General features: G+C 60.7%; 24 protein-coding genes and 2 pseudogenes. 12 read left to right on the top strand and 14 right to left on the bottom strand.

Translation table 11 applies throughout. The features are described from left to right. Positions 1-10 precede the first annotated feature (10 nt). The 6 genes and pseudogenes from AC1RUK_RS04560 to AC1RUK_RS04535 all read right to left on the bottom strand — a co-directional run bounded on the left by AC1RUK_RS04560 (position 11) and on the right by AC1RUK_RS04535 (position 3903). The gene (locus tag AC1RUK_RS04560) at positions 11-922 is read right to left on the bottom strand and encodes a complex I NDUFA9 subunit family protein (RefSeq protein WP_481836609.1); all 912 of its coding nucleotides are present in this window, start codon (positions 920-922) and stop codon (positions 11-13) included. Positions 923-998: 76 nt separating this feature from the next. Next, the gene (locus tag AC1RUK_RS04555; protein ID WP_436172909.1) at positions 999-1325 is read right to left on the bottom strand and encodes an antibiotic biosynthesis monooxygenase family protein; all 327 of its coding nucleotides are present in this window, start codon (positions 1323-1325) and stop codon (positions 999-1001) included. A 37-nt stretch (positions 1326-1362) separates the two neighbouring features. Next, on the bottom strand, positions 1363-1728 hold the full coding sequence (locus AC1RUK_RS04550) for a 4a-hydroxytetrahydrobiopterin dehydratase (protein ID WP_481836610.1): 366 nt from the start codon (positions 1726-1728) through the stop codon (positions 1363-1365). A gap of 49 nt (positions 1729-1777) precedes the next feature. Beyond that, positions 1778-1852 (bottom strand): annotated as a pseudogene (locus AC1RUK_RS04545) (NADH-quinone oxidoreductase subunit D-related protein); the annotation flags it as partial. 42 nt (positions 1853-1894) lie between these two features. After that, positions 1895-3538 (bottom strand): chaperonin GroEL, encoded by a 1644-nt coding sequence (gene groL, locus AC1RUK_RS04540; RefSeq protein ID WP_481836611.1) that lies wholly within the window; start codon positions 3536-3538, stop codon positions 1895-1897. 50 nt (positions 3539-3588) lie between these two features. Continuing rightward, complete coding sequence (locus AC1RUK_RS04535; protein ID WP_436172912.1) at positions 3589-3903, bottom strand: co-chaperone GroES; 315 nt, start codon at positions 3901-3903, stop codon at positions 3589-3591. Between the two features lie 556 nt (positions 3904-4459). Here AC1RUK_RS04535 and AC1RUK_RS04530 point away from each other — a divergent pair. Continuing rightward, positions 4460-4699 carry a hypothetical protein gene (locus AC1RUK_RS04530; RefSeq protein ID WP_436172913.1) on the top strand — a complete coding sequence of 80 codons (240 nt, stop codon included), beginning with the start codon at positions 4460-4462 and terminating at the stop codon, positions 4697-4699. 121 nt (positions 4700-4820) lie between these two features. On the opposite strand, the gene AC1RUK_RS04525 is transcribed toward AC1RUK_RS04530, so the two are convergent. The 3 genes and pseudogenes from AC1RUK_RS04525 to AC1RUK_RS04515 form a co-directional block, all read right to left on the bottom strand. Continuing rightward, a complete protein-coding gene (locus AC1RUK_RS04525) occupies positions 4821-5258 on the bottom strand; it encodes a hypothetical protein (RefSeq protein WP_481836612.1) in 438 nt (145 codons plus the stop codon). Between the two features lie 302 nt (positions 5259-5560). Further along, positions 5561-5680, bottom strand: a pseudogene (locus tag AC1RUK_RS04520) (IS6 family transposase); the annotation flags it as partial. A 664-nt stretch (positions 5681-6344) separates the two neighbouring features. Beyond that, positions 6345-7019 (bottom strand): protein-L-isoaspartate(D-aspartate) O-methyltransferase, encoded by a 675-nt coding sequence (locus AC1RUK_RS04515; protein WP_481839581.1) that lies wholly within the window; start codon positions 7017-7019, stop codon positions 6345-6347. A 151-nt stretch (positions 7020-7170) separates the two neighbouring features. Between AC1RUK_RS04515 and AC1RUK_RS04510 the strand changes: the two genes are divergently transcribed. The 11 genes from AC1RUK_RS04510 to AC1RUK_RS04460 all read left to right on the top strand — a co-directional run bounded on the left by AC1RUK_RS04510 (position 7171) and on the right by AC1RUK_RS04460 (position 17887). Further along, positions 7171-7827 carry an ABC transporter ATP-binding protein gene (locus AC1RUK_RS04510; RefSeq protein ID WP_481836613.1) on the top strand — a complete coding sequence of 219 codons (657 nt, stop codon included), beginning with the start codon at positions 7171-7173 and terminating at the stop codon, positions 7825-7827. Then, the gene (locus AC1RUK_RS04505; protein WP_481839582.1) at positions 7827-10235 is read left to right on the top strand and encodes an ABC transporter permease; all 2409 of its coding nucleotides are present in this window, start codon (positions 7827-7829) and stop codon (positions 10233-10235) included. Before AC1RUK_RS04510 ends, AC1RUK_RS04505 begins: the two co-directional genes overlap by 1 nt. After that, positions 10225-11280: a lipocalin-like domain-containing protein gene (locus AC1RUK_RS04500; RefSeq protein WP_481836614.1), complete on the top strand. Its 1056-nt coding sequence runs from the start codon at positions 10225-10227 to the stop codon at positions 11278-11280. Before AC1RUK_RS04505 ends, AC1RUK_RS04500 begins: the two co-directional genes overlap by 11 nt. 552 nt (positions 11281-11832) lie before the next feature. Next, positions 11833-12018 (top strand): hypothetical protein, encoded by a 186-nt coding sequence (locus AC1RUK_RS04495; protein WP_481836615.1) that lies wholly within the window; start codon positions 11833-11835, stop codon positions 12016-12018. A gap of 4 nt (positions 12019-12022) precedes the next feature. Next, positions 12023-13033: a tetratricopeptide repeat protein gene (locus tag AC1RUK_RS04490; protein ID WP_481836616.1), complete on the top strand. Its 1011-nt coding sequence runs from the start codon at positions 12023-12025 to the stop codon at positions 13031-13033. Between the two features lie 85 nt (positions 13034-13118). Then, positions 13119-13445 carry a hypothetical protein gene (locus AC1RUK_RS04485; RefSeq protein WP_481836617.1) on the top strand — a complete coding sequence of 109 codons (327 nt, stop codon included), beginning with the start codon at positions 13119-13121 and terminating at the stop codon, positions 13443-13445. A gap of 310 nt (positions 13446-13755) precedes the next feature. After that, entirely contained in the window at positions 13756-14007 is a 252-nt protein-coding gene (locus AC1RUK_RS04480; RefSeq protein ID WP_481836618.1) for a hypothetical protein, read from the top strand. A 66-nt stretch (positions 14008-14073) separates the two neighbouring features. Continuing rightward, a complete protein-coding gene (locus AC1RUK_RS04475; RefSeq protein WP_481836619.1) occupies positions 14074-14316 on the top strand; it encodes a helix-turn-helix domain-containing protein in 243 nt (80 codons plus the stop codon). After that, complete coding sequence (locus AC1RUK_RS04470; RefSeq protein ID WP_481836620.1) at positions 14316-15506, top strand: tyrosine-type recombinase/integrase; 1191 nt, start codon at positions 14316-14318, stop codon at positions 15504-15506. The genes AC1RUK_RS04475 and AC1RUK_RS04470 overlap by 1 nt, the downstream gene beginning before the upstream one ends. A 339-nt stretch (positions 15507-15845) precedes the next feature. Beyond that, positions 15846-17135, top strand: a complete 1290-nt coding sequence (locus AC1RUK_RS04465; protein WP_481840186.1) for a tyrosine-type recombinase/integrase — start codon at positions 15846-15848, stop codon at positions 17133-17135. Further along, entirely contained in the window at positions 17132-17887 is a 756-nt protein-coding gene (locus tag AC1RUK_RS04460) for a hypothetical protein (protein ID WP_481836621.1), read from the top strand. The genes AC1RUK_RS04465 and AC1RUK_RS04460 overlap by 4 nt, the downstream gene beginning before the upstream one ends. A 451-nt stretch (positions 17888-18338) precedes the next feature. On the opposite strand, the gene AC1RUK_RS04455 is transcribed toward AC1RUK_RS04460, so the two are convergent. From AC1RUK_RS04455 to AC1RUK_RS04435, 5 genes are all read right to left on the bottom strand, one after another. After that, positions 18339-19118: a DUF4238 domain-containing protein gene (locus AC1RUK_RS04455; RefSeq protein WP_481836622.1), complete on the bottom strand. Its 780-nt coding sequence runs from the start codon at positions 19116-19118 to the stop codon at positions 18339-18341. A gap of 2103 nt (positions 19119-21221) precedes the next feature. Beyond that, complete coding sequence (locus AC1RUK_RS04450) at positions 21222-21656, bottom strand: hypothetical protein (protein ID WP_481836623.1); 435 nt, start codon at positions 21654-21656, stop codon at positions 21222-21224. Positions 21657-21825: 169 nt separating this feature from the next. After that, positions 21826-22368 carry a hypothetical protein gene (locus AC1RUK_RS04445; RefSeq protein ID WP_481836624.1) on the bottom strand — a complete coding sequence of 181 codons (543 nt, stop codon included), beginning with the start codon at positions 22366-22368 and terminating at the stop codon, positions 21826-21828. Between the two features lie 67 nt (positions 22369-22435). Further along, positions 22436-25537 (bottom strand): efflux RND transporter permease subunit, encoded by a 3102-nt coding sequence (locus AC1RUK_RS04440; RefSeq protein WP_481836625.1) that lies wholly within the window; start codon positions 25535-25537, stop codon positions 22436-22438. Next, on the bottom strand, positions 25537-26619 hold the full coding sequence (locus AC1RUK_RS04435; protein WP_481836626.1) for an efflux RND transporter periplasmic adaptor subunit: 1083 nt from the start codon (positions 26617-26619) through the stop codon (positions 25537-25539). Before AC1RUK_RS04435 ends, AC1RUK_RS04440 begins: the two co-directional genes overlap by 1 nt. Between the last annotated feature and the right edge of the window lie 108 nt (positions 26620-26727).

Raw genomic sequence — 26727 nt, 5'->3', positions numbered from 1 at the left:
AGCTCTTTGATCAGTGATCCCACAATATCTCCTGGAGCATTTCCTCGACCGAGTACGGCGAAATTCCAAGTTCTCCAAATCCCGGCATCTCCGGCGATGACATGTTGTCGACCTGCATCAGTTCCACTTGATTCCGAGTGACGGGCGGGCTCGGGAGCATTTCGGCGAACCAAGCCAGCGCGTGCCAAGCGGCAAATGGGATTGGAATCAGTTTGGGCCTAAGACCGGCTTCGTGCGCGACGACTTTGAGAAATTCCTCGTAAGAGTAGACGCGAGGGCCGCCGCACTCGAATGTGATCGCATGCGTTTCCGTACCCTGGAGCGCCCTTGCGGTCGCCTCCGCCACATCTTCCACATAGGCCGGCTGCAATCTCGTCAGGCCGCGGCCGAACATCGGATAGATTGGAAGCCGGCCGAGCAGCTTGAGGATGGTGGTGAGGAACGCGTCGTCCGGCCCGAACATCACTGCGGGGCGGATGAGTGTGGCGTCTGCAAACGCGGCCCGGACCGCCAGTTCGCCTTCGCCACGGTTGCGGATATAGAGCGAGGGCGAGGCAGCGTCGGAGCCGATTCCTGAAACGTGAACGAGCCGTTCGGTTCCGGCTAGGTGTGCTTGAGCTGCTACCCGTTGGGCAGACTCGACGTGCACGGAATGAAACGTCTCCCGTCCGTGCTCGACGTAAAGACTGACCGCATTTACCACACCAAAAGTGCCGGCAAGGGCATCGGCGACCGACCGCTCGTCGTGAATGTTGGCCGCGACCGATTGAAGTTGCGGATCGTCAAGAGCGAACAGCCTGTGCCCCCGATCCGGATGCCTTGATGCAATCCGAACGGAAAACCCGCGCTTGCAGAGATGCCGAACGACGCGGCGGCCGAGAAAGCCGGTTCCGCCGAAAACGGTTACAATGCGATCGTTCATGGCCGTCGTGGCTCAAATTCGCCAGCTTATGTCGAGCTGTCTCGGCCGTAAGGTTCAGGTCACGTGAACAGCACGCCTACTGACCACTATCTATCACCTGGGCTACCTCGTACAGATTGGGATCGATCTCGTCCGTTAGCTGATCGAAGTGGTCCCACTCCTTGCGGAATTCCGGCGATTTATGAGCCGATCGCAAGAGATCGCGACTCTGCCATTGGATGTAGTTGACGATGCGACGCCCGTCGAGGCTGCGATGCAGGCTGACGGAGATGAACCCGGGCTGGCGCGCCATGAAGCGGGCCCGCTCAGTCATCAATGACAACGCCTCGGCCTGCTTTCCCGGCTCGGGCTCGATAACCGTGATCTGAGTTACGGGCTGATTGTCGGTTCGGATGTGTGGCATAAACGACCTCGCTTGATTGGCAATGGATTTTGCCGTGTCACCGCTGGCGGTCGAGGGGCTGGCCCGAGCGATCGAACACCCGATCGATCTTGCTCGCCATGATGAAATCGTTCTCGTGCAGTCCTTTTATCTTCTTGATGCTCAGGGAAACCGTCACACAACCCCAGCCGAAGCTGACGTCGGGGTGATGGCTTTCGGTTTCGGCGAGCTCACCGATCTCCTGAACAAGGGCGAGCGCGTCCCGGAAATTGCGGCATCGAAAGCTCCGCTGGATGCGGTGGGCATCGTCATCCAGCTCCCAATCGGGAGCCTGAGCCTGGAAGCGTTGGGCTTCATCACGCGTGAGCGGCGGGACGCCGCCGCGACAAGGCGTACATGTTTTCTCGGCAAGAGTGTCGGTCATGTTCTTGTCTCCACGACCATTTTTAGCAGCAAATACGACAGCGACGAGCCTATCGATCGATCTCCCCGAACACGATGTCGAGCGAACTGATGATCGCCGAGATATCGGCGAGCATGTGCCCGCGTCGCTGGCCTTCCGTCGTCCTGGCTATAGTTTCAGGCGCCGCTCAGTAGTCCATTCCGCCCATTCCGCCCATACCTCCTGCGCCACCCATAGCTGGCGCATCCTTCCGCGGAATGTCCGCGACCATTACCTCGGCGGTGATCAGAAGCCCGGCGATGGAACCGGCGTCCTCAAGGGCCGTTCGAACAACCTTGGCGGGATCGACGATGCCGGCTTGGACCATGTCGACGTAACGCTCGGTCTGCGCATCGAAGCCCTGATTGGGGTCCTTTGTGTCCATCAGTTTTCCCACGACGATCGAACCTTCGACGCCGGAATTCTCGGCAATCTGCCGAATGGGGGCCTCAAGCGCTCTCAGCACAATCGAAATACCTGCCGTCATGTCAGCATTCGCGCCAGTAAGCTCAGTCAAAACTGCCTTGGCGCGCAAAAGCGCAACACCGCCGCCGGGAACGATGCCTTCCTCCACGGCCGCGCGCGTGGCGTTCAGCGCGTCGTCGATGCGGTCCTTCTTTTCCTTGACTTCCGTCTCGGTCGCGCCGCCGACGCGAATGACGGCAACGCCGCCGGCCAGCTTCGCCAGCCGCTCCTGGAGTTTCTCCTTGTCGTAATCCGAGGTCGTTTCCTCGATCTGCAACTTGATCTGCTGGACGCGCGCCTGGATGGTGGCTTTCTCGCCGGCGCCGTCGATGATCGTGGTCGTATCCTTCTCGATGAGCACGCGCTTGGCTCGGCCGAGCATGTCGATCGTGACGTTCTCCAGTTTGATGCCGAGATCCTCGGAAATCATCTGGCCGGCGGTGAGCACCGCGATGTCTTCCAGCATCGCCTTGCGGCGGTCGCCGAAGCCCGGCGCCTTGACCGCCGCGACCTTGAGGCCGCCCCGCAGCTTGTTGACCACCAGTGTCGCCAGCGCTTCGCCTTCGACGTCCTCGGAGATGATCAGCAGCGGCTTGCCGCTTTGCACGACCGCTTCGAGGATCGGCAGCAGCGCCTGCAGGTTGCCGAGCTTCTTTTCATGGATGAGGACGTAAGGGTCCTCCATCTCGACGCGCATCTTTTCGGCATTGGTGACGAAGTAGGGCGAGAGATAGCCACGGTCGAACTGCATGCCCTCGACGACGTCGAGTTCGGTGTCGGCGGTCTTGGCTTCCTCCACCGTAATGACGCCTTCATTGCCGACCTTCTTCATCGCGTTGGCGATCATCTCGCCAACCGTTGCGTCGCCATTGGCGGCGATCGTACCGACTTGGGCGATCTCGTCCGATGACTTGACCTTCTTGGCGCGGGCTTGGATGTCCTTGACCACTGCGGCAACAGCGAGGTCGATGCCGCGTTTCAAATCCATCGGATTCATACCGGCGGCCACGAACTTCGTTCCTTCACGCAGGATGGACGCGGCAAGCACGGTCGCGGTCGTGGTGCCGTCGCCGGCGATGTCGTTGGTTTTCGAAGCAACCTCACGCACCATTTGCGCGCCCATGTTCTCGAACTTGTCAGCAAGCTCGATTTCCTTGGCGACGGCAACGCCGTCCTTGGTAATACGCGGCGCGCCATAGGCCTTGTCGATGACGACGTTGCGGCCCTTCGGGCCGAGCGTCACCTTGACGGCGTTATTCAGAATCTCGACGCCGCGCAGCATCCGGTCGCGGGCATCGGTAGCGAATTTGATTTCCTTGGCAGACACGATTTTACGTCCAGTTCAGTCTTGAAATTGCGGGATCGGAAATCGCCCGGTCAGGCGGCTTTCTTGGCCGCTTTGGTCTTCTCGACGATGCCCATAATGTCGCTCTCCTTCATGATCAGGAGATCCTCGCCGTCGATCTTGACCTCGGTGCCGGACCATTTGCCGAACAGGATGAAGTCGCCGGCCTTGACGTCGAGCGGGATCAGCTTGCCGCTTTCGTCACGTGAGCCTGGGCCGACGGCGATCACTTCGCCTTCCTGAGGCTTTTCCTTAGCGGTGTCGGGAATGATGATTCCGCCCTTGGATTTGTTGTCGCCTTCAGCGCGCCGAATGACGACGCGGTCGTGGAGTGGTCGGAATTTCATTGGGGGTTCTTTCTGCCGCCGCACATAGAGCGACTGCAACACTTAACATAGCCCCTTTGGCACTCGATTGATAGGAGTGCCAAATTTTTAATTCCTCAAACCTAAAATATTTGAAATGTAAATCAGTCATTGGTACCGGCACTTTTGGCCATCAGAAAGGGGGAGCTATAAGCAATTTTATTGTAATTCATCCCTCTTAATTTTTCCGACAACAGACTATATTAATGCGCAATTACGAACCAAACCTATTGAGTCTCGATTGAATGTGCACCGAGACATATATACTGATCGTGAGGATTTGGCCGATTTTGCTTTCGCGGTCCCGATCGACATAGGTCCGCGACCTTCGACCCGCCATGAAGCACCGAATTTTCGACAGCGAATGTATAGCGCTTATCCGGCGCGCATGTCCCTCTGTTCGAGCCTTTGAACCACGGCGCTGGCCACGGATGTATTGGCAGCGCTGACCACGGATATACTGGCATTGGGATCTTTCCGGTTCGGATGGAAGAGATGCAGGAGGGGCGTCGGCGTGCTCCTGCGAAAAGCCGCACCCATGGCCACTCGCACCACGCAGACCGTCGCGTTCCGGCTGCCGGGTTTTGAGGCGTGGCAACCTGCAGGAGACTACCGCGTTGATCACGACGAGGAATCGATTGAGGGGATCCTCCAGGCTTGCCTGGCGACGCGTCGGCGCGTTCATTCACCTGCCGGCAATCGCCCTGCAGAGTTCGGCGCAACGGTGCAGCTCAGCCCAGCAGACCTCGACGCCGCTCGCGAAAAGGACCTTGGATAATCATGACCGCACCATCCCTCATGCAACGCAGCCTCCCCGCGTGGGGAGCGCTTGCCTGCGCTACGGCGGCGGCTTTCCATGCGAGCCGCTTCAAAAATGATGCTGCGAAACGGCGCCGGCTTTATCCGACGAACGCCTCACGCATCCGAGCGAACATGCCGGGCTGTCTCCCGGCAATCGCCGCACGGATGTGACGGGCGGCCATTGCGGCGCTCACCGTCGCGCCGAAATGGCAATAGCAGATGATCTCATGCAATTGCCTGTCGGTCAGTTCGAAGAACCGCTTCGCTTCGCCGTAGTTGTCGTTTTCCAACCCGGCGGCACGGAGGACAGGATCTTCGAAAGCGACTGAGATCGGCGAGCCGTCGCCGCGCATGGCCGCGCGTGCCCTAACCGGCTGATACTCGGTCTGGTGCAGCGTCGAGAGGGGCCGGCCAGGGTTCCGTTCAAGGAGCTGCGCCCAGCGTTCAAGACGTTCGCCGCGCGACATGGCCTGGCGCGAGTAGCCCTGATCCACCTCGGCCACGACCTGCAATTGCTCCAGAGTTTGGTGCTTCATGTTGGCCTCCTATTCGGACAATAGTTGGTCCACCCATTTCCTACTACTACGTGAGGCGAGCGTGACTCCAACGGATCGTGAAGTCCAATCACGATGATCCCTGGAGGGCTTCGTTCACGAACATGTGGAGGCTTCGCAAAGATCCGGCCATTAATTTGGCGAACGCGGTCAAATGCGCGGCTGTTCGACAATGCCGGTCTGGAGTCCGTGCCGATCGAGGTGATCGATGGGCAGAGTCTGTACTGGAGTGCCCCGGCCCCATTGCTGGCCGGGGCAGCGGGATCAAGCGAGTGGCAGATGAGCCGCCGAAGGCCGGGCCGATGCGAGTTCTCCGCCCGGTCGTTGGGGCCGTTGTGGCTCCAGTATACGACTTCCGGCATGACCTGGCGCCTGGCTACTCCGTAGGATCGCAGTTTGTCCGTGTCGAAACCATTATCGAAGTTACCCGGCCCGATGGCGGAGTGTTGCGGATTGCGCGCGATCCAGGGACCGGTCCGTCCAACAGGTTGAGCGGAAGCCATCTCAAAAACGGTCCAGGCTGTGCGTCGTCAGGATGGCAGCCAAACCAGCGAGACAGCCAATCAGGGATCCCTTCCTTCGACTTTTAGAGACTGAGCAGTCAGCTGCCGCCAAGCGAGAATGACGATCGCTCTCACTGCTGCGGCGCTGGTATCGGTGTGCCGCCAAACCAACCAGCCGCATACGCAATCACGACCAATACCACGATCACGGCTACCACGCCGTACCAGAGGCGCCTGTCTTTGAGATCCATCGTTACCTCCTGCCCGCTACGTGTTGGCCACTGGGCGAATTCCTTGAGCCTTTGGCCGTCATTTCCCAGATGAGCGACCCATTTGCCCTCTGGTAGGCACACAGTAGGCTGCATAAGGGTCTTTGAGAAGCGCGCAATACGACCGCGCCGGCATGATCGCCAGCGGCTACGACCGGCGGCTGCAGGCCTGCTCGACGACTTAGCGTCGCGGCATGGATGTCAAAAGATCGGCGATGCCATCCAGCGCCCGTGTGATCGATGCGGCGCGCGTTATCCTGATCTTCCGGCACGGCTCCGCGCAGCCGCACCCCTCATTAGACCGTTTCGAGCCGACTGAACCGAACCGGGATGAGTTTCCGAGCCTTGAGTTGCCCTGCCGCATCCTTGTCGATGGCCGTCAGCAACTGCACTTCTTCAGATCCCACAGGCAGAACCAGACGTCCCGCCGGCTTGAGCTGCTTCAGCAAAGCCGGCGGCGTCCGCTCAGCTGCCACGCTAACCAGGATCTTGTCGAACGGGGCGTGCTCGGACCAGCCGCGAGACCCGTCTCCGACACGAATGGCGATATTGGAAAAGCCAAGGCCCTGCAGCAAAGCCTCGGCAAGGCTTGCGAATTCCTCGATGATCTCGACGCTCCAAACTTGTCCGGCAAGTTCCGCGAGGATTGCGGTTTGGTAGCCCAGGCCGGTGCCGATCTCGAGCACTGCCTCGTGCGGTTGGGGAGCAAGGAGATCGGTCATCAGAGCGACAATGAAGGGCTGCGAGACGGTCTTATCGAAACCGATCGGCAGCGGCATGTCCTGGTAGGCATAAGGCGCGACCGGGGCTGGCACGAAGAGATGCCGCGGGACCCGCCGCATCGCTGCCATCACCCGCTCATCGAGCGTTGCCTTGCCGAGTTCTTCGCTTGCAAGGTCGGCATGGATCGCAATCACCTCGACCATGTGCCTGCGTAGAACCGCGAGATGCTCTTCTTTCATCGGCTTCATGACGGTGGGGCTTTCCTCAACCAGTCTGCTGCCAGATAGCGTTATGCCTTGTTCGTCTGTCACAGTAACGCCCGCCACCGTGGTTCGACCACTCACTCGATCCACCCGCCGTGTCAGATGCACGCGGACCTCCGGGGAGTAAAATAGTAACATGCTGCTGAGGCTGCACCAGATCGACAAATTCTACTCCACTGGCGAGGGGCCGTTGCATATTCTGCACGGGATCGATCTTTCGCTGGATGCGGGCAAGAGCCTTGCGCTGACCGGCGAGTCGGGCAGCGGCAAGAGCACGCTTTTGCACCTCGTTGCAGGGCTCGACAGCCCTGATGCGGGAGAAATCCACCTTGGCGGTACCAATATCGTGGGGCTGGACGATACGGCCCTTGCCGCCCTGCGGCGGGGAACGGTCGGACTTGTGTTCCAGCAGTTCAACCTGATCCCTTCGCTTAATGTGGCAGCCAACCTTGCCTTTCAGGCTCGACTTGCCGGCCGTCCTGATCCGGCGTGGCTGAAGGTCCTTGCTGAACGGCTGGGCCTGGCCAAGGTCCTAACGCGCTACCCTGAACAGCTGTCGAGTGGGCAACAACAGCGGGTGGCGATTGGGCGGACCCTAGCCGCTCGGCCCCGGCTGGTCTTGGCCGATGAGCCCACGGGCAATCTCGATGAAGCAACAGGGGATTCCGTCCTCGATCTGATACTATCGCTGGTGACCGAAACGGGTGCCGCGCTGTTGATGGTTACCCATTCCAACCGTCTGGCAACTCGACTGGACGCCTGCGTTCACCTGCACGCGGGACGGCTGGCTTGATGGTGTGGACCGGGTTGTCAGCGCTCTTGTCGCATTGGCGCAGGCGGCCTGTCCAACTGGCGATGCTGCTTTTGGGGCTATCGCTGGCAACGGCGCTGTGGTCAGCGGTTCAGGCGATCAACGGTGAGGCGCGGGCGAGCTATGACCGTGCAGCGGCGATCCTAGGGCAGGACCGGCTCGCGCAACTGGTGCGTGAGGACGGGGCCCGGATGGATCAACAGGTGTTTGTGAGACTGCGGCGAGCAGGCTGGCTGGTTTCGCCGGTGATTGAAGGTGAAATGCGGTTTGGGGATGTGCGGTTGCGCGTCCTTGGCATTGACCCACTGACTTTGCCGCCGCAGGCGCAGCAGGTGGATGTTGCGGTGGGTGATGAGCTATTGCCGTTCATCACGGCGCCCGGTGTGCTCTATGCAGCTCCGGAAACCGCGGCACGACTAACCGAGCAAGCAACACCTCCCGTGCGCGTGGCCGAGGGTTTGCCGCCTGGCACAGTCTTCACCGACATCGGGCAGGCGCAGGTCCTGCTTGGGGCAAAGGACAAGATCTCTCGTCTTTTGCTCTGGCCGGACCAACCGATTGGCCGTGCCCCTCTAAAGGTGACAGTTCCCGGCCTGACCCTGCGCGAGCCGAGCGAAACGGGGGATCTCGCCAGGCTGACCGACAGTTTTCACTTGAACCTGACGGCTTTCGGTTTTCTTGCCTTTGCAGTGGGGCTCTTCATCGAGCATTCCGCCATCGGTCTGGCATTTGAACAGCGCCGCCCGGTATTTCGTACGCTGCGCGCACTGGGCTTGCCGGCCCGCGTGCTGGTCCTTTTGCTGATCGCCGAGCTGCTGTTCTTCGCCCTCCTCGCGGGGCTGGTGGGCGTGGCACTTGGCTATGTAGTCGCCTCGGCCCTTTTGCCCGACGTCGCCGCCACCCTGCGCGGGCTTTACGGGGCCGATGTGCCGGGAACGCTGTCGATCCGCCCCGCAGTGTGGGCAGCGGGGCTGGCCATCGCGGTAATCGGCACGCTGGTGGCGGCCGCGCAGAGCCTCTGGCGCTTATGGCACCTGCCACTGCTTGCACCGGCCCAGCCTCGGGCCTGGGCGCGGGCTTCGGAACGGGCACTGCGCGCGCAAGGCGTGGCTGCGATGGTGCTCCTGTTGACGGCGGCGGGAATTGCACACTTCGGATCCGGCCTCGAGGCGGGCTTTGCGCTTCTGGCGGCACTGCTGTTGGGGGCGGCACTGATGCTGCCGCTCGTGCTGACGGGGATATTGCACCTTGGCAGCCGCATGGCACGTGGTCCACTGGCCGAATGGTTTTGGGCCGACACGCGTCAACAGCTTCCCGGCCTGTCATTGGCGCTAATGGCACTGCTGCTTGCGCTGGCCGCCAATGTGGGCGTCAGCACGATGGTGGGGAGCTTTCGGTTGACCTTCATCGGCTGGCTCGATCAGCGTCTCGCCTCCGAGCTTTACGTGACCGCGCGCACTGAAACAGAGGCCACGCTGATACACGACTGGCTGGCCCAGCGCAGCGACGCGGTCCTGCCGATTTGGAGCATTGAGGGCCGGGTCGCAGGCCAGCCCGCAGCAATATACGGCGTGGCCGATCATGCCACCTATCGCGACAACTGGCCGATCCTAACTGCAGTCCCGGATGTGTGGGACCGAATCGCCACAGGCGAGGGCGCCCTGATCAACGAACAACTGGCGCGGCGCCGACGGTTGGGCCTGGGAGACCAGATCACGCTGCCCGGTGGCTGGCGGGCCAGCATCGCCGGCGTCTATGCCGACTATGGCAACCCGATTGGCCAGATAATCATCGGGATCGACACACTGGTCCAGCACTACCCTGACGTCCCCCGCCTGCGCTATGCCATTCGAATTGCCCCCGGCAAGGCCGAAGCACTGGGAAGGGATTTGCGGGCGGAATTCGGGCTGCCAGCGCAGAACGTGATTGACCAGGCCGGGATCAAGGCCTTTTCGCTCAAAGTGTTTGAGCGCACATTCAACGTGACAGCCGCGCTGAATTTTCTGACGCTGGGAGTCGCGGGGCTGGCGATGTTTGCGAGCCTCATAACCTTGTCGGGGATGCGCCTGCCCCAACTGGCGCCGGTCTGGGCCATGGGTCTGTCCCGCCGCCACCTCGCATGGTTGGAGCTTTCGCGCGGCTTGCTGTTGGCAGCCTTGACTATGCTGGCCGCCGTGCCTGTGGGTATTGCGCTCGCCTTTGTTCTACTGGCGGTGGTGAATGTGGAGGCTTTTGGCTGGCGCCTGCCGATGCATCTTTTTCCTGGTGACTGGGCGCGGCTGGCGGCGCTCGCGTTGCTGGCGGCCGGACTTGCAGCCGCCGTGCCTGCCTGGCGGCTGGCGCGTCTTTCGCCATCGGATTTGCTGAAGGTATTTGCACATGAGCGTTAGAGCATTGCTGATCTACATGTGCTTGGCCGCACCTGCCTTTGGCCAGGGTTTTGCTGGGCTTGGCACAGAGGCTGACGGGTTTTCAGTGCCGCAGCCGGGGACTGTATTCAACTTTCCGGCAGACCACGGTCCGCACCCCGGTTACCGGATCGAATGGTGGTATTTGACCGCCAACCTGCAAGCTGCGGATGGAGCGGACTATGGCGTGCAATGGACTCTTTTCCGATCCGCCCTTGCCCCGGTGGAGCGGTCCGGCTGGTCCAGTCCGCAGCTTTGGATGGGCCATGCGGGGCTGACGACGCAAACGCACCAATTCGTGGCCGAACGGATGGCACGGGGCGGCATCAGCCAGGCGGGGGTTACGGCTGCGCCCTTTGCGGCCTGGATTGACAACTGGCAGATGGCAGGCCGGGCCCTGCCAGAGGCGGATGCGCTGTCGGCGCTCGATCTGCGTGCGGCGGGGCAGGCGTTTTCCTACGAACTGGCGCTGGACGCCAAAGGCCCTCTGGTGCCGCAGGGAGTGCAAGGCTATTCGGTGAAATCCGAGAAGGGGCAGGCGAGCTATTATTACTCGCAACCATTCTACCACGTGACCGGCACGCTGACCCTTTCGGCAGGCGCGATTGCGGTGACCGGTCAGGCATGGTTGGACCACGAATGGTCCTCGCAGCCGCTGGCTGAGGATCAAACCGGGTGGGACTGGTTCTCGCTGCATTTCGACAGCGGCGAAAAGATGATGGGCTTTCGCCTGCGCGACGGAGGCGCGGGCTTCACATCGGCCACATGGATCAAGGCCGACGGCAGGCCGCAGCCGCAAGGCCCCGGCGCGCTAAGGGTGACGCCGCTCGAAACGGCGGCAGTCGCGGGACGTAGCGTGCCGATCCGTTGGCGGGTGCAATTGCCGGAAAAAGGGGTGGATGTGACCACGCGGGCGCTGAACCCGCAAGCCTGGATGGACACACGCTTTCCCTATTGGGAAGGCCCGATCCGATTTGAGGGCACCCATGCCGGGCGCGGCTATCTCGAGATGACAGGCTATGAGTGACTGGAGGACGCTGCTCGATCGCGAGATCGCGACGGTTGGCGAATTGCCGAAAATGGAGAAGGTTAGTTTCCAGCGCCCTTCCCTCTACCACCTTCCCCCCACTCCTTTGACGCCGTGGGGAAGGCATTCTCGCCTAGGAGCGCCGTTAGACGCCCGGCGATTTCCACTTCGATTCCGCCGATCCTGACTTACTGGTCGACTGTTGTTCTTATGATATGACAGCCTCGTTGATGAGGCGGACCTGAATGGCCGCGCGGCGGTACGTTCGCCGCGCGGCCTTTCGTTCGTTCATGCCACCCTTTCCAACAGGGCCTTAGCCCTGCCTTCAGGCTCCAGTCGGCTATCCTGATGCGCCTTGGTGCGGGCATGTGCGGGCATGCCTTGCACGAAATCGAAGATGCTCTCCCTGAATCACGCCGTCGCTGCCTTGAATTCAGAACGAAACCGCGATCCGTTGGCCAACCAACGAATCTCTGCTTAGGTGTATCGTCGCGCGCAATCCAGTCGGGCCAAAGCCCAATGCGGTGAAAGCGCACTTTCCGGAGGCATTCGATGCGTCGTTTGGTTCTTGCCGCTCTGCTGCTTGCCGCGCCCAGCGCCGGCGTAGCCCAGGAAAGCCTGCCCGCGCTCATGTGCCAGGCCAAGCCGACACAATCCTGCGCGCTCGACATGGCTGCGGACGCGATCCGCACTGCGGCACCGCTGACGACTGAGAACTTGGGCACCGCTGACGACTGAGAACTTGCCCTACGGTAGCATGGTCGAGGCCGCGTCTCGCGCCGGGCGACTCGATCTGGCGCTCGAATTCGCTGCCCAGTTGAAGAAGACGGACTCGATCGCGTCAGCCGACCTGGTCGCCGCTTTTGCCCGCGCCGACCGTCTGGCCGATCTGCAAGCGACCCTTTCACGCCTCGAAACGTCGGAGACGCAATATGCCTTCGTCATCGGCCCGGTCCTTGTTGAACTGGGTCGCGAGGAAAAACTCGCCGCCTTGCTGAGAGCCATCCAGCCGCCGCCGGATCCGTTCCAGCTTGGCTATTGGCAGGTGCTCGGCCATTTGCGTGCCGGCCGTGCGGCGGAAGCGGTGAAGCATCTGGGCGACGTGCCAGAGACCGAGCAGGAGGAGTTGGCCGGGGCGGCTGCGGAAACGCTCTATTTCGGCGGCGAGACCGAGCGCGCCAAACCGATGCTGCCTTACCTGACCTCATCCGATCCCAGCGCCATTCGCCGCAAGGCCTACATTGCGACGAAAACGAAGGACAAGGCGGCTGCCGACGAGGTCCTTGTCTCATTGGCGCAGGTGCCACCCGGCGACTACCCCTACATCGCACTGGACGTGATCTATGCACTGGCCGCCACGGGGCAGTGGCAAAAGGCAATCGATCTTGCACAGACACTTCCTGCGTCCGACCGGGCATATGCCTTCATCAACGTTGCGGAACATGCCCGCCAGCGGGAAGTCTTCGCGGTCATCGAGAAGGCGATGCGCGACGACCCTGCCAACTTCAACCGCGACCGTATGGCCAGTGGCCTGGTTCGAGCGCTGACCTTGTCCGGCTACCTGCCGGTTGCGCAAACCTTCATCGATTCTGCGACGAACGACTACGACAAGGAAACGCTGATCACCTTCGCCGCCGCCGCGCTTGCGGAAACGGGCAAACCGTCCGAAGCGCTGCGATTTACGCAGGCGGTGGAGGACCCGCGCCGCAAAGCCTGGGCGCTTTGGGAAGTTGCTTCGAAGATGACGCCTTGAACTTTACAGCCATCATGCGCAAGACAATCGCCTTTCTCTGCGGTGCTTAGCAATCGTCCCCGGCGTCAGCCGGTCCGGCATCACGATGACGGGCGGCCGGCTTTTCGGCTTCGACCGTCCACTTTTGGCTCGTCTTGCGCTGCTTTTGGCGATGCCGACCGTCTCGGCGGCGGGTTCGCTTGCCCCAAGCCAATGCGCAGCCTCTTTGCGCAACCAAGGTCACCACTCGCGCACAATACGCCCATCTCCTACCGGCAGCTTTCGGGACAGCCTCAAGAGACCTCGAACGACCGAGTTGCGGCGCAAAGCTGTCGTTCGCGTCGTGAAAACGTACGTCGGCTTCGGGTTAGACTTTCCGTTCCCCACCGGACTTTGCAGCACCGAGCCAAGCCTATCATGGCCAACACCGTAGAAAATATCGCAGGGTTTCCGAATGTGGGGAAAGGCGGTAGCGCTCTAGCGACTCGAACCCCCGACGTTTCCTCGGCACGTTCTGTGGCGTGTCATTTGTCCGATTTGCACTCCACAGCTCCCTTTTGCCGAACGAACTGTTGAGAGGGCTTCCACCCAACGCAATGTTCCCTGAGTGTGGCAACACACATTCGCAGTTCAGGCGCATCTGCATGAAGTTTGTTGGTGGGGCAGCACCACGATGCCGTACCTGGGGACCAATATTTGCCGCAAGGTCGCGCCGCGCGCCCGATAGTCTCAAGGTGGGGCTAATGAAGAGTGACGCAATCTCCTACCCTCCTCGAGGTCTCTCTCACGATGAGGCGGCACGTTATGTTGGTGTTGGATTGACCCTTTTTGACGAGATGGTTGCGGATGGGCGCATGCCAAGACCAAAGCAGATCAACAGTCGCGCTGTTTGGGACCGTGTAGCGCTGGATATCGCGTTCACCTCGTTGCCCGACAAAAACAATGGTCTGAAAGAGCTTTTGGAGCGGAGCAAAAGGGAAGCAGGCAGATCATAGAGAATACGCGCCTTGCGTATACGCTATTGGCGTAGTAAACTCGTACGCCTGTGCGGAAGACGCGACGTGAACGAACGTGAAAAGCTGGCGCGAGACTTGAAAGCCTGGCGGGTAAAGGAAGGACTCACGGCCGAGAGTGCAGCCGAGATACTCGGGATCCCGAAACGCACCTTTGAGGGTATAGAACAAGGTCGAGGCTTTCCCTACCCGCTGCTCCTTCGCATTGCCATGGAAAGCAAGGCCATTCCGCTTCAGGAGGCTGCTCCGCTAGCGGGGCAAAGTCAGCGGAAAACTCGAAGGGAGATCTAATGGCCAGGCCATTCAAAGATGCCCGCTACCCTGGTGTTTCATCACGTATCAAGAGCGGAAAGCTCCTCTATCGTTATCGCGGCAAAGGAATCCCCGAAATTCGGCTTCCGGGCCTGCCCGGTGATCCGGAGTTCGAAGCCGCCTATGAACAGGCAACGCAAGGCCAGGGTCAAAAGGCCATCATCATCGACTTGCCTGGACGGGCGTTGCCAAAGACTTTCGGTCACGCTGCCCGCCGACTTGAAACGACTATGGAATGGCTGGACTTTGACCAGGCCACGCAGCTGAAGAATGCTCGGTTGATTGAACGCTTCCTGCAGATGAAGGTCGATCCCGCCTTCCCTCTGACTTGGCGCGACACGCCGGTCGAGCATCTCGATGCCGACCATCTGCGAGCGATTGTGGAAGGCGTCTTTGGCACGAGACGGACAGTTGCAAAACATCTGCTGGTAGCGATCAAGAAGCTCCTTTGGGTGGCGATCGACATCGAGAAGTGGATCAAACCGCAGGACGATCCGTCGCTGTCAATCCGCGTCCGCATCCCCAAATCGACCGCCAATCCCGGGTGGCCAATCGCCATTCGCGAAAAGTTCGAGGCGCACCATATGGTCGGCTCGGCGGCGCGCACCTGCTACGCCCTCGGCTTCTGGCTCGGGAACAGACGCGGAGATATCGCCGCGTTGGAATGGGACGATCTGGTCCTCGAAGAAATCGAACTGTTCGATGGCTCGCTGGTTTTGATTGAAGCCTTCGAGTTTCGGCAGAAAAAGAACCGGAACCGGCATGGCGGGCGGGAAATGTTTATTCCCATCGTCGACAAGCTGGCGCAGGCATTGGACCCGCTAGACCGTTCCAAAGGTGGCGCCGTGTTGAAGACTGCCTATGGGCGTCCGTTTGCGGAGAAAAGCCTCACCGGCATGATGGCACACTGGAACAGGCAAGCCGGCATTCCAGAGGGCTACACCCTGCATGGGCTCCGGCGCACGTTCGGTACGTATCTCGCAGAATGCAACATCCAGGCGCGCGCCATCATGGAGGCGATGGGTCATTCTTCCATGACGGTCACCGACGCATATGTACGTGAGGCCAACAAGAAACGAATGGCTGTCGATATCGCCCGCGCCATCAACGAGCGCGAGAATAGACGCGACGCGATGAAGCAGCGGACACCCCTCCGCGTCATCAAATGACTGACCTCACTACGATCAGGCACAGGGCGTCGCAGGCCGCCCTTTTTGTTGGGCCCATAATGGGCCCAAAACGTTTTGGGCCGAGGCCACTTTTTCGCAACAAAATCAATGGTCAAGGTGGGCCCGGAGGGACTCGAACCCCCAACCAAGCGGTTATGAGAGGCTTGCCGGCGGAGCCTGCAGCATTGGCGTGCTACAGCCTGCAACGCTGAAACCCTTGGTCCGTATGGCATTTTCTGGTCCACAACGTTCCGGCTTGTTGCACCTCGTATCGACAGAGCGCTGGGTTTGGCGTACCTATTTCCGTACCTAGACGAAACCGCTTGGTTGGGGAACGTCGTGTCGACTGTCGAGCTTACCGACAAATTCTGCCAGTCTGCCAAAGCCATGGGCGGCCGACAGACCGATTACTTCGACACCGTCGTCAGGGGCCTTTGCCTGCGTGTGTCACCCGCAGGCGCTCGCACATGGAACTTACTTTACACTAGGCCGGTCGATGGCAAGCGCGCCAGAATGAAGATTGGCCGCTATCCCGAAATCAAGCTCGGGGGCGACGAAGGGGCCCGCCAGAGGGCGAAGAATGCCCGGGCGGCAGTGGGTGACGGAAGCGACCCGATCGCCGACAAAAAGGCACAGGCCGCCTCACAGAGCCTGGCCGACCTCGTTGAGAACTATGTCGCTCGGCACGCCTCGACCAAGCGGACCGGCCCGGCAATTGCTCGTCGCCTTCGGTACAACGTGACCTCCCAGATCGGAGGCATCAAACTTTCCGAACTCCATCGGCGAGACATCACGGGGTGCCTCGACGCGATCAAGGACCGCGGGGCCGACGTCGAAGCGAATCGCGTCTTTGAGGACGTGCGCGCAATGATCCGCTGGGCCCGCAGCCGCGGCGACCTCGACCAGAACATCATGGACGGAATGCGCAAGCCTTCGGAAACAACCGAACGTAACCGGGTCCTGTCGGCCGACGAGATCAGGACCGTGTGGGGTGCCCTCCCCGCTGCAGACATGCGAGATTCCACGCGGCGGATCATTCGCCTCTGCCTAGTGACGGCTCAGCGTGTTGGGGAAGTCGCCGGCATGACCGTCGACGAACTCGACGTCGAGGCGAAGGTTTGGACGATCCCGCCAGCGCGATCGAAGAACGGGCGCGAGCACATGGTGCCGCTGTCCGACATGGCAGTGGGTATCATCCGCGAGCAGATGGCCGCAGCCGAGTTGCAGTCGCGGCGCAAGAAGCGCGAGACGTCGGAGTGCATCTTCCCCGCTCCTCGCGGTTCAAAGCCATCTATGGCTGGCGCTGCGGCTGCCAAGGCCATCAAGAAGGCCGAGGTGAGGAAGCGTGGCTTGGCGACCATTCTAGGCGTCGGGCCATTCACGCCGCACGACCTTCGCCGCACCGCCGCGACGCACATGGAAGAGATCGGGATCTCACCCTTCATCATCGGCCACGTTCTCAACCACGTTTCAGTTACGAGGGCCTCAGTCACCAGCCGCGTCTATGCCCGATATAGCTACGACAAGGAGAAGCGCGAAACGCTGGACCGATGGGCCGGTCGGCTCTTGGCCATCCTTGAGGGTGGCGCGGACGTTGTGCGGCTAGCGGAAAGGGGGGCTACGCAATGACTTCCGAAACCGAGGCGGCTATTGAGGTCGCCATGATGCGCCTTGAGAAGATTCTCCCTCGCGCGACGCAGGAGTCGCAAGTAGAGATCCAAATTCTGCTCGAGCTATTGACGAGCGGTCTGCTAGAGCCGGTGTTTCCAGAAGCATGCGACGGAATCCAGGTCGGGCGTCTGGTCCAGCGGGCGCAGAATGGTGACGCCAAAGCCGAAGAGCAATTGCTTGTCGCTGCGATCACATTGCTCGCGGCTGGAACGCGCTTGCCGTTCGCGTTGAGCCAGCATGTGGCCGGCATCCTTCGGAGGGCTCTTCCTCGGAAGCACAGGCTGGCCAATCGACAACGCAACAAGGAGATCTGTTTCTGCATCAAGCTTCTGGTTGAGGAAGGATTTCGGCCGACCCGGAATGTCACGTCGCCAGGCGGGGAAACCGAATCGGCATGCTCGATCGTGCGCGCCGCACTCGGGAGGGTAGGGATGAACCTGTCAGAAGACTTGATCGAGAAAATCTGGCAAAAATCCGACGATCTGCTTGGCGCTTTGAAACCCAGTGCCACGGCCCGAAAGGCGAGACCCGGCACTGTCAAAGAATGGCGTAGTCGCCAACGCGAGGACTTGGTTTCGACCCTCATGCAAGTGCAGGGCGACGGCATTCTTGCCGAGTTGGCTCGGTGCCCGAATGCTGACGGCCAGTGGAGCGAGGATGACATCGCCGCCCTGCACGCCGAGTGCGAGAAGCGTGTGATGGTTAACTAGTCCTGCCTCGCATTTGCAAAACCGCTACAGAAGCATTTGCGGTTTCAAGGGTCTCAGCTGAATAGTTCTAGAAGATGCCGAAAAATTTGTAATGACGGGGTCGCGTGTGACGGTCGATTTGGCGCGGATGTCAGCGGATCGTCACGCCCAAGGTGCCATCTGCGGGTTGGCTGGCCAGCCCAGGTACCGGTCTTGAAATTCGCGTACCGCCCAATCCTGCGCTGTCCCGCTCTGTCTCGTATTATCAATGGGATAAGCGGCATCTTGCGTCTTTGATCCCGTCTCGTCCTTGGCGTGCTACCGAGTTCGGTAGCAAAATGGTAGCAGCGTGTTCACCGGCTGTTCTGGCTGCCTTCCGTGCCTATTTGAACGCCGGCATATGCGGTAAGTGACCGCGTCAGTGCCGAAGACCGCGAGGCGATCAAATTGCTTTTTGCCGCCGCTGCCTGATTTAGACGTCGTATCTCGTCCCCGCCGGCGAGGGATCGAAAAAGGTCTCTCGACCTCTTCCTGTCCAAACCAGCGAGACCTCGGAGGAAATAGGAAACCACCATTCAACGGTGGGGTCGGTGAGTGCGGCTCTGCCTGGAAAACTGAGTTTGTAGACCGGATAGCTCGATATGATGAAGGCCTTCTTTGGGTTCGAGATCTTCACGATGCAGAGGTTCATTGATTCGACGGTAGCGACAATGGACAAGTTCCCTTTGGCGATCACGTCGCTACGGACGTTTTGGAGCATCCGGCGCCAGGTCTCATCCTTGCCGAAGTACTCTCTTTCGTGGTCGTCCAAGGGGCGATATCGAGCCTCGTACTCACGAAGCGCCTTCTCTCCATCCATTCGGAAGGTTGCGAGGCTGGAAAACTGCCTAAAATTGTCCGGCACCCGCTTCCATTGATAGTAGGTATAGATCGCAAGCAACTGACGTTCGTATGAATGCAGTGCGACCCCTCGGTTCTGTTTCGCCATCTCCACGATGCGCGCTATCAGAGGCGCTACAATGCCCTCCAGATGGGCAAAAGCGAGCTCAAGGTCGACGTTTTTAGACAGGTCTTTTTCAACCGAGGTGTAAAGCTGGCGTTCAAAGAAGACCTTACCAGGTGGATTGTTGAACACGCCTCGAGCAGGCGTTCGCCGATCAAAGACGTGCAAAGTGCCAGCATCGTCAACGAAGTTTCGGAGAAGAAACTGCGGTACGAAATGATGGTCGGCTGGCGGCTTGTTCTTGGCCATATCACGGTAAGTAGCAGGCGAAGAAAAGCCCGCCACCGTGAGGTAGTGGGTTCGATTCTGTTTTGAACCATTCCGCAGCCTCAGCTTTGGAGCTATGTTACGTCGCGGAGGCCAAGGGCGATGGATACGGTAACGTCTGCCATTATGGTGCTGTTGTCGTGCACTCCCGATTTGATGCTATGTCGAGCGCCGACCGCAAAGCCCACGATCTTTTCGACCACGTCCCAATGCGAACAAGCGCTGACTGATCAGATATCGAGAGTTCCGCGCGCTGGTCAAAAAACGGTTGGACGTTGCCAGGCGATCAGAGATGAGAATGATATCGCGAGATGGGGCGTCTCGCCGAATGGCGAGCTATTCTATGCCAGAGCGACAGACGTGACCGAGACAGTAGCCTCGACCGCGACCGTTGCGCCTGCCCCTGCAAAGAGCGGACCTACTACAGTGCGCGTAACGCGTGGTAACAGTTCCGGCGCGGCGACAACGTCGTCGTACACTGTGCTTCGCACCGACTCAAAGTGAGCTAAAAAAGCCCGGCCAGTTTCCCAGCCGGGCTCGGTCTTTTGCAGTTCGATCAGTGACGTCGCCCGGCCCCTGGAGAAATTCAAAGAACGAAGTCCGCGCTGCTCTCGAATCCACCTGCGTCGAGTTTCATCCCCGAAAACGGCGGCGGCGCTTGGGGTGAGCTGAGGAAATCCCCGGCGCCAACTGCTGCTCAGTTGCCCGACAGCGAAGCCGGCATCATCGAGAACAACGAGATGTAGGCGGGCCGCCCATTCCCCGAAATCGTCAAGCGCGCCCTTGATTGCGGCGTCGGTATCAACCTAGCCCTTTGCTGCCGGATTAGGTCGGCGCGACGACGCGTGGTCGATGCAAGAGCACGCTTTGAGAAGATCGCTCAGACGAGCATGCACTGAGGGCAGCGACCGCGCGATGATGGCCACCCTTGACATCGACACTGTGAAGCATAGCAGCATCTATCGCGCTGCAAGGCTGGCGCTTCTGACGCACCAGGTTATCCATCACATCGAACTTACAGACGCCGCAGGAGAGAAGGTCGAGCAGGCGCTAGCGGGGCTAGCGGAGGAAAACGCTCGCGCGGACAGATCTGCGCAGCAGTAGGGGCGGCATCTCAGTACGAAGTTCACAGAGCGATGTAGATCGACCGGCGCTGGCCGCGGTTCTGGTCTTTTTGGATACCTATAGTGAAGTTGCCGCCGCCATGCTTCGATGATCCGTTGTTAACGGGGATATCGAAGTCATGGCTACGCAGATGCTTTCGACCGACTCCTACGTCAAGACGGCGGGGACGGTGGTTGTTCTCCAGGCATTAGTTGCAGCACTTATCGCCCGACATTCGGATCGGGATGAAATCCTGAGCAGCGTCGCCGAAATGCCGGCCGGGTGTCAGTGGATCCGAACCTTCCGACACTTCTCCCGACACTGCGCGGTTCCACGCGGACCTGATTGTGGGCATGGAGGACTGCATCGCAAATGTTCGCGAACAGGTCGGTTCGACAGACCTTGCTGGCGGCGGTCATTTCATCGCGTCTGCAGTCTGAAGCCTGGATGTGGGGGCCTGCAGCTAGGAGGGGCCAGCAAGCGCGAAAAAGTGGGGAAGCAAGTGGGGACAAGTTTGTCGCCTGGATAAACTTGTCGCTGTTACAACAGCTTGGTGGCGGCCCACGGCGGACAGCCTCTCCGCCATAGACGCTAGCGGTATCTTCCTCGATCTCCGTGCTGCTGATGCCGACTGCTTTGGCGTGTAGAAGAATATCGTGTATCCCATCCGCAAATTGCGAATGTCCATCTCGCTTTCCAAAGGAGACGGGTTTCTGATGAAATCGCCAAAAGCGCTAGCAACCCCCTCGATCGAAGAGGTTGAGGCAATGGCGCCCGAATTGACGCGTGGACCGTGTCGCCGCCTTCAACCCGATCGACCGACGCACGGGGAAGACGATCATCCGCGTTCGTCCGTGACGGGGCCTGGGGACGGCGAGCGTTTCTGCCCTTCCCATCCCCGCAATATTGGACGGCGAGCTGGCTTCTTTTGGTACAGGCGCGGCGCTGATGAACTTGTTCAGCGTGCAAGTCTTCCCGGAGTTAGCGCACGGACGTCAGCTCCGCGCGGCAGGCCTCTGCAAACGCGCGCAGAATGTCATGGGCGGCCACGCGCGAGCTCCGGGCCGCCAAGGCGGACGAAGTCGTCTCGTATGTCGTGACGACGTGTTCCAGCACTGCCTCGGCAGCCCCGATGGTGCCTGGCATCGCAAATAGGCGAAGCTTGCTGATGGCGGTGTACATCGGGACCAGCTTGGCCGGGTCATCCAGGCGTTCCTGGACCACTCCGTCAGCATAGGCCCTCGATGCTTGGTCGATGAACTCGCCGAACAGCCGCTCGCGACGCGAGGCCTCCTGCTCGAGCCGCTGCATACGATTCTGACGATGCTGGGTGAGCCAGCTCGTGGCGACGGATGCCAAGGCGACAATGGCGGAACCGGCCAGTGCGGAGACGGCGGTGATTGTTGCTGGGTCCATAGTTATGCGACTCTTCTTGGACTTTCCGGTCGGGCGCCGGCCTGGCGGAGGAGTTGATCCTTGCCGAGCCGAAGCTCTCCCTTGGGGTAGCGGAAAAGGAGGTGAGGCCGGCTGCTCCACTCCCCGGCCTGATAGCTCGTGGTCTCGTTCAAATTTGTCATGTTGCTCATTAGGCCAGCGTGAAACTTCGAAGAAACTGCTCGCCACCCAGCACGATGAAGGACAAAACGGCCATCAGCAGGCCGCGGTGGAAGCGCGCCTGCTTGATGGTCCGGACACGCGAGGTCTTCAGCAATTCGGTGGCCAGCACCGAGGTCCAATCGGACCTCAACGCCTGGTGGACCAGGGTACGGACATCAGCGAAGGAGCCGGGGTCGACATAGTAGACCGGCGCGAGGGCGGAAGCCCCGGACACCTGGCCATTGAATTCCTTTTCCGCGCGTATCCGGCTCGGATAAAGCACGTGGCCGAACTGCATGATCGGCATGATCACGATCCCCCAAACGACCGAATAAAACAGCGGCCCGATTGGCGCATGGATCGGCAAGAGATCGCCGAACCGCAGCACTAGGTTGAGGGCGAGGATGTAGCCCACGCCGACGATCTGGGCCCTTGTGTCGTAGGAGCGCGCCGCCGATTGCGCTTCCTGCAGCGCTGAGAGCAGCATCTTGTCGACATACTCGCGGGCGGTCTCACCTGATCCGGCGTACATCGTGGCATCCGATCCGAAGTAGCGATGAAGGAGAGAGGACGACGTTTCCGGCATGCCGATCCCCTTCTCAGTGCTGAGGTGCGAGAATGGGCGCAGCAATCGCATCCGGCTCGGGCGATGCCGTCGGCTCGTCCTTCTCCCGGATACGATTGACCGCGACATAGAGGGCCGGGAGGAAGACCAGGGTCAGCACCGTGGCCACGGCGAGCCCGCCGACAATGGCGTAGGCCATCGGCCCCCAGAACACGTCGTGCATTATGGGGATCATGCCAAGGATGGCTGCAGCCGCGGTCAGCATGATCGGCCGGAACCTGTGCGTGGTCGCGTCGATCACCGCCTGCCACGGATCGATGCCGCGCGCCCGCTCATGCTCGATTTGATCGACGAGGATAACGGAGTTGCGGATGATCATGCCTGCAAGTGCGATGATCCCGAGGATAGCGATGAAGCCCATCGGCGTGCTCGTGGTCAGCAGCGCGATCGCGACCCCAATGAGGCCGAGCGGCGCCACGCTGATCACCATCGCCATCCGGCGGAAGCTGCCTAGCTGCACGATGAGTACGGTAAGCATCAGCGTGATCATCAGCGGAAACTGGGCCAGTAGCGCGGCGTTGCTTTGGCCGCTCTTCTCGACTGTGCCGCCGGTTTCCAGCAGAGTGCCCGCCGGCAGCGACTTGGTGTACTCTTCGATCGCGCCTGCGAGTCGCTCGTGAACAGAAGCGGGCTGCAGCCCCGGTAGCGGCTCAGCTTGGACTGTGATGGTGGGTAGTCGATCGCGACGCCAGACATAGCCGTCGTCGAGATCATACTGGAACTCGGCAAGCTCGCGCAGGGGTACCGAGGCGCCTGTCGGAGTGGGGATTTGAAGATTGCGTAAGGCCTCAACGCTGGAGCGCTCGCTGCTCTCGGCCCGGGCCACGACATCGACCAGATAGATCGAGTCGCGAAGCTGGGTGACCGTCGAGCCGCTGATCACGCGGTCGAGCGCCTGCGCGAGCTGTTCCGAGCTTAGGCCAGCCTGACGCACGCGATCCTGATCGACCACGATGCGCAGCTCCTTGCTCTTCTCGGCCCAATCGTAGTTGACGTTGCGCACGAGGCCGGATGACCGAAGAATCGTTGCGAGCTCCTCCGCGCGGTCCCTTGCCTCATCGGTCGTCGGTGCGCTCACGCGGTATTGCACCGGCCAGCCGACGGGCGGGCCAAGCTCCAGGCGCGAGATGCGGGCCCTCACGTCCGGGAAGCTGTCGGCAAACAGCGACTCGAGCCTCGCCTGGACGCGGTCTCGCGCCTCGAGGTCTTTCGCGACGACCACGGTCTCCGCCAAGAAGTCGTTGTCGAGCTGGACGTCGAGCGGCAGGTAGAAGCGGATGGCGCCGCCGCCCACATAGGAAGAGAAGGCGGCGATGTCCGGGTCGCTGGCAAGCGACTCTTCCAGCCGCTTCGTTTCGGTCTCGGTCGCCGCGATCGAGGCATTTTTCGGCAGCGTCATCGTTACCACAAGCTCGGGCCGGTTCGACGCGGGGAAGAATTGCTGCTGCACGAAACCCATGCCGTAGAGGGAGGCACTGAAGGCAGCAAGCGAGGCGGCGATGGTGAGCCAGCGGTGCCGCATGCTGAAACCGAGCAAGCCAATGAAAGCGCGCATGAAGCGGCCAGGCCCATGAGTGCCATGCGCCTTCATGCGGGAAGGCAACAAGGAAAGGCCGATTACCGGCGCGAAGATCACGGCCACGAACCAGGAGGCCACGAGCGCAACCGCGATGACCGCAAACAGCGAAAACGTATACTGTCCGGTGTTGTTGTCGGCGAATCCTATTGGCAGGAAGCCGAGGATCGTGATCAGAGTTCCCGATAACATGGGGAAGGCGGTAGAAGTATAGGCGAAGGTAGCCGCCTTGATTTTTTCCATGCCTTCCTCGATCTTCGAGATCATCATTTCGATGGTGATCATCGCATCATCCACCAGTAGGCCGAGCGCGATGATGAGCGCGCCAAGCGAGATGCGTTGCAAGCTGATGCCCATCGCTTCCATGGCGATAAAGACGATGGCAAGCACCAGTGGGATCGACAGGGCAACCACGAGCCCTGCCCTGAAGCCGAGGCTGAGAAAGCTGACAGCGAGCACGATGACGATCGCCTCGAACAGCGCCTTGGTGAATTCACCGATGGCTTCGCGCACGACCTCGGGCTGGTCCGAAACCAGGTTGAGCTTGATGCCGACGGGAAAGCGATGCATCAGTCGCTCGGCCGCCTCGTGCAGGCCTTCACCAAAGTCGAGGTTATTGCCGCCCTCGCGCATGTTCACGCCGATGCCGATGGCCGGCTTGCCGTTGACGCGGAACATCTTCGTGGGCGGGTCGCCGTAACCGCGCTGAACCTTGGCGATGTCAGTGAGTTTGTAGAAGCGCCCATCGATCCAGAGGTTGAGGTTGGCAACACTCTCGGGCGTCAGGAGCGAGCCCGTAACGTCGACAAGCATGTCCTCGTGCGGCGTGTTGATGACGCCGGAGGGCACAACGGCGTTCTGGCGGGCGATCGCCGTCAGCACTTCGTCGAGGTTGAGCTTGAGATTGGCGAGCTTCTGGGGTGAGAAGCTGAGATAGATCTTCTCGTCCTGGTCGCCAAAAATCTCGACCTTGCCGACATCGGACGAACGCAGGAACTCGGTCCGCGCCGTCTCGGCGAAGTCGCGGGCCTCTCGCGGCGTGAAGCCGTCGTAGGTGATCCCGTAGATGACGCCGAAGACGTCGCCAAACTCGTCGTTGAAGAAGGGGCCGATCACGCCAGGGGGAAGCGTCGCCTGAACGTCGCTGACCTTCTTGCGGACTTGGTACCAGATGTCGTCGAGCTCGCCCTTTGGCGTCGACTCCTTGAGGTAGACGAAAATCGTTGCCTGGCCGGGTTTGGTGTAGCTCTTGAGGTAATCCAGCTTGGGAGCTTCTTCGAGCTTCTTCTCCAGTCTGTCGGTCACCTGCGTGAGCATATCGGCCGCGGTGGCCCCGGGCCAGACCGCCTGGACCACCATGGTTTGCACGGTGAAGTCCGGATCCTCCTGCCGGCCGAGTCGCTCATAGGCGTTGATGCCACCGATGACGCAGACGAGCATGAGGAATACGACGATGGCCCGGTTGTGGACGGCCCATTCTGAAAGATTAAAGCGTGTCATCACTCCACCTCCGTCTCAGCGTTGACCAACTCACCGTCTGCTAGCGAATTGACGCCGGCGGTCACGACCTTCTCTCCTGCCGAAAGCCCGTGGCTGACCACGACGGAGTCCGTATCGAATTGAAACACCTGGACGTTCCGGCGCTGAACCTTGCCGTCACCGCCAATCACCCAGACCTGCGGCTCGTCTCCGGACTGCAGCAGTGCGGTCGGGGGTAGCGTGGTGACCTCCTGGCCTCCTTCGTTTTCGACGCGGCCTACGACGACTGCCCCCAGCCGCATCTCTGGCGGCGGCGAAGCCAGCGCCACCTTCACCTGATAAGTGCCGGTCGTACTATCGGCCTCCGGGGAAATCTCGCGGATCGTGCCGGTGACCGCGATATCGGGCCGGCCCTGGATCGAAACGTTCACCGCCATGCCGAGCTTTGCCCCGGTGATGTCTGCGCCGGCGACAGCGAACACCGCCTCGCGCGCGTCATTGCGGGAGACTTCGACAACCATCTGGCCCGCGACGACGACCTGACCGGGGTCCGCCGCCGTTGCCGTCACGATGCCGTCGTCGGGTGCAAGCAGCTGCGTGTAGCCGAGCTGGTTTTGAGCGATGCGGAGATTGGCTTCGGCCGCCTGGACGGCAGCTTGTGCGCTCTGCAGCGACTTCAGCGCCTCATCGTACTGGGAACGGGTGGTAAAGCCCTTGCCGAGCAGAATGCGGAAGCGTTCCTCCTGGGCCACGACCTGGACGAGCGTGGCCTTGGCCGCCGTGAGATCGGCCTCTGCGGCGGTCACCTTGTTGCGGTAATCGACGGCACTGAGCTCTGCAAGCTTCTGACCCTTCTTGACGATGGCGCCTATGTCGACATCGCGCGAGATGACCCGGCCGCCGACCTCGAAACCGACTTCGCTGACATAACGCGACTGGACGCGACCGGCGCCCTCAGCGACCGTGGCGAGCTTGTGAGGTGTCACCACCACGACGCGCGCCTGCCTTGGCGCTGCTAATGCTGTCTTCTCCTCTTCGGAACAGCCGGCAAGACAAAGGCCGGCGACACAGACACAAAGGAATTGGCCGTATGATAGGCGCATGAAAGCCTCCGCTCGAAAGGGATCGAGGTTGCAGGGAACTGATGATGAAGGAGCTCCGGCTCAGCGGCCGAGGCTCGATTTCATTTTGGACTTGTATGTCAAAACGAC

The sequence above is a fragment of the Mesorhizobium monacense genome, from assembly GCF_056781675.1.
This window is presented reverse-complemented; position numbering and strand designations above follow the sequence as displayed.